Genomic DNA, 2,734 nt, shown 5'->3' on the forward strand with positions numbered 1-2,734 from the left:
TGTTCCAGACCGATATATCTTTGTATGAGGAATGGACTATAATGAGTACTGGCTCAACTTGCCAGTAATCTCGGCCTTAAAAGAATAAGCAAGCTTTATGAAACGAGGTGAATCAATGAGTAACAACATTATTAAAAATCTGCATCGATCATTCTTACTAATGATTTTCTCATTAGTTGCGTTGATGCCGGTACATGCACAGGTCAAACTAGAGATCGTTAAAGCCTCTAGTGAGGCTTATCCGATTGCAATAGTCGATCATGCAACCAATAATCAGCAGTTTTTAGAAGTGGTTACGAATGATCTTCAGCGTTCAGGACGTTTTATTCCAAAAGTGGGATTATCCGTACCAGAGCAACTCAATTCTGTGGCACAAGCAGATAGTGGTATTTGGCGTGCAGCAGGCATCAACTTTATTGTAATCATGACGCCTAAAGGCAATATGTTACAAATTGATGTCGGCGATACGTTTAGCCGCACGGTTCGTGCAACACGTCAGTTCCAATATCTTTCTGATGAGAAAGGGCAGCGTGCAGTAGCACATAAGATTGCTGACTTTATCTATGAAGCGATTATTGGGGTGCCTGGATCATTTAGTTCGAAAGTTGCCTATGTTTCGAGAACAAATCGTCATTTTTCTTTAGTGATTGCGGATGCCGATGGTGCGTATCCACAAGTGATCTTGGAATCCAATGAGCCGATTTTATCGCCAACATGGTCACCAGATGGTCGTAAGCTTGCTTATGCATCATTTGAGAAAAAGCGTAACCAAATTATGGTACAAGATCTTTACAGTGGTAATCGTCACATTGTGATTAGTGAGCCCGGCATCAACTCTGCACCGACATGGTCACCGGATGGTCGTAAACTTGCGTTCACACTCTCAAGAGATGGTAATCCAGAAATTTATACCGCAAATATTGATGGTAGTGATTTAAGACGCTTAACAAACGCACCTAGCATTGATACAGAGCCGGCATGGGGTCGTGATGGAATGATTTACTTCACTTCAGATCGTGCAGGTACACCACAACTTTATAAAATGCCGGAAAATGGTGGATCTGTAACGCGCGTATCAGCAGGTGGTAACTACAATGCAAACGCAACAATTTCTGCAGATGGAAAACAATTAGCAATGATGCAACGATATCCTGGGCAGGGTTTTGGTATCGCGCTGATGGATCTCACTACAGGGAATGTAAAACGCTTAACGAATGGTGGTAAAGATGAAGCTCCGAGCTTCTCGGGAAATAGTCATATGATCCTCTATTCAGATGGGAAAGGTGGACTGAAAATCATTTCAACAGATGGTAATGTGGAACAGAGATTCTATGGTATAGGATCAGACGTTCGTAAACCAAGCTGGTCTCCTAACCAACGATAAAACAACGTAATATAGTTTTTAAATAATGATTTTTAAGAGGATAGATATGCGTAAATTAATGATGAAAGGTGTTGCAGTGACACTCATTGGCTTTGTCGTTGCGGCTTGTAGTTCAACAGGTGGCGCAAATGGCACGGGTAATGGTGCTGATGGTTTTGGTAACGGTACAGGTTATGGTAACGGTCCTGCGAGCACTTACTATGATGCTGACTATGGTAAGCGTGGAACAGCTGATCGTATTATCTACTTTGACTTTGACTCGGATCGACTTCGTACGGAGTCTTATGATGTTGTGCGTGCTCACGGTGAAGAGTTGAAACGCAACTCAAGTCGTGGCGTTTGGTTGGAAGGGCATACGGATGATCGTGGATCTCATGAATATAACATGGGTCTTGGCGAGCGTCGTGCAACCAGTGTTCGTGACTTATTACTCCAGTCTGGTGCAAATGCCAACCAAATTAAAGTTCGTAGTTATGGTAAAGAGATGCCTGCAGTTTCAGGATATGATGATAGTGCGTGGGCACAAAATCGTCGTGTAGAGATTGTTTATTAATCATTTCTCGTAGCATCCATTTTGATATTAGCACCTATGCAGCGACTGTATAGGTGCTTTTCCTCTTTTAAATAGGAACCAATTGTGATTAAGCAAGAGAGTTTAAAGTTATATAAGCGAATATTATCCTACTCTTTCAAATATCCGCTCATTTTGATTGCGGCATTAGTGTGTGTGATTTTAGGCGGTTTTGCTGAGGCGGGATTGTTTTGGTTATTAAAGCCTCTTTTAGATGAGGGGTTTGTCGAAAAAAATACGCAGTTTATTCGCGTAATGCCGTGGCTTGTCATCGGCGCATTTATTGCGATGAGTGCATTAACTTTTGCGGGTAGCTTTGGAATGCAATGGATTTCACAGCGTGTAATTGTCTCTTTGCGTTTGCAGATGTATGACAAAATATTGCATTTCCCACAATCGAAGTTTGATCAGCATTCAACCGGTTATTTTATGTCGAAGTTAACATTCGATATTGCACAGCTCATGGCGATTAGCTCCATGACATTGGTCTCTATTATTAAAGATAGTGCGATGATCATTGGGTTGATATTAGTGATGTTTTCTAATAACTGGAAAATCACCTTACTCGTCTTTACGATGGCTCCGGTACTCTATGTTGTTTTACGTTATGTATCTAAAAGATTGCGTGGCATTGCCAGAAGAATGCAGGGACATATGGGTGAATTCAACCATATTTTAGAAGAGGGAATTAGAGGGCAGAAAGAGATAAAGCTCTTTGATGCTTATCAAGAGATGAATGGCGAGTTCGCAACCGTGAATAAACAGTTGAGACAGCTCAG

The 2,734-nt window shown here is 41.5% G+C and carries 3 protein-coding genes; all 3 read left to right on the forward strand.

The window, feature by feature from the left end:
- Positions 1-115: 115 nt before the first annotated feature.
- Positions 116-1,384, forward strand: coding sequence for a Tol-Pal system beta propeller repeat protein TolB (tolB, locus tag Q1W15_RS23845; protein ID WP_300733605.1), 1,269 nt, complete (start codon positions 116-118; stop codon positions 1,382-1,384).
- 46 nt (positions 1,385-1,430) lie between these two features.
- Complete coding sequence (locus tag Q1W15_RS23850) at positions 1,431-1,937, forward strand: OmpA family protein (RefSeq protein WP_300733607.1); 507 nt, start codon at positions 1,431-1,433, stop codon at positions 1,935-1,937.
- 84 nt (positions 1,938-2,021) lie between these two features.
- A partial coding sequence (locus tag Q1W15_RS23855) for an ABC transporter transmembrane domain-containing protein (protein WP_300733609.1) occupies positions 2,022-2,734 on the forward strand: 713 nt, incomplete at its 3' end.

This window comes from Pseudomonas sp. (genome assembly GCF_030150285.1).
Taxonomy (GTDB): Bacteria; Pseudomonadota; Gammaproteobacteria; order Pseudomonadales; family Pseudomonadaceae; genus Aquipseudomonas.

What these genes read in the sequence shown, in the direction of transcription:
- Q1W15_RS23850 (WP_300733607.1), top strand. Translation starts at nt 1,431, where the DNA reads ATGCGTAAATTAATGATGAAAGGTGTTGCAGTGACACTCATTGGCTTT.
- tolB (WP_300733605.1), top strand. Translation starts at nt 116, where the DNA reads ATGAGTAACAACATTATTAAAAATCTGCATCGATCATTCTTACTAATG.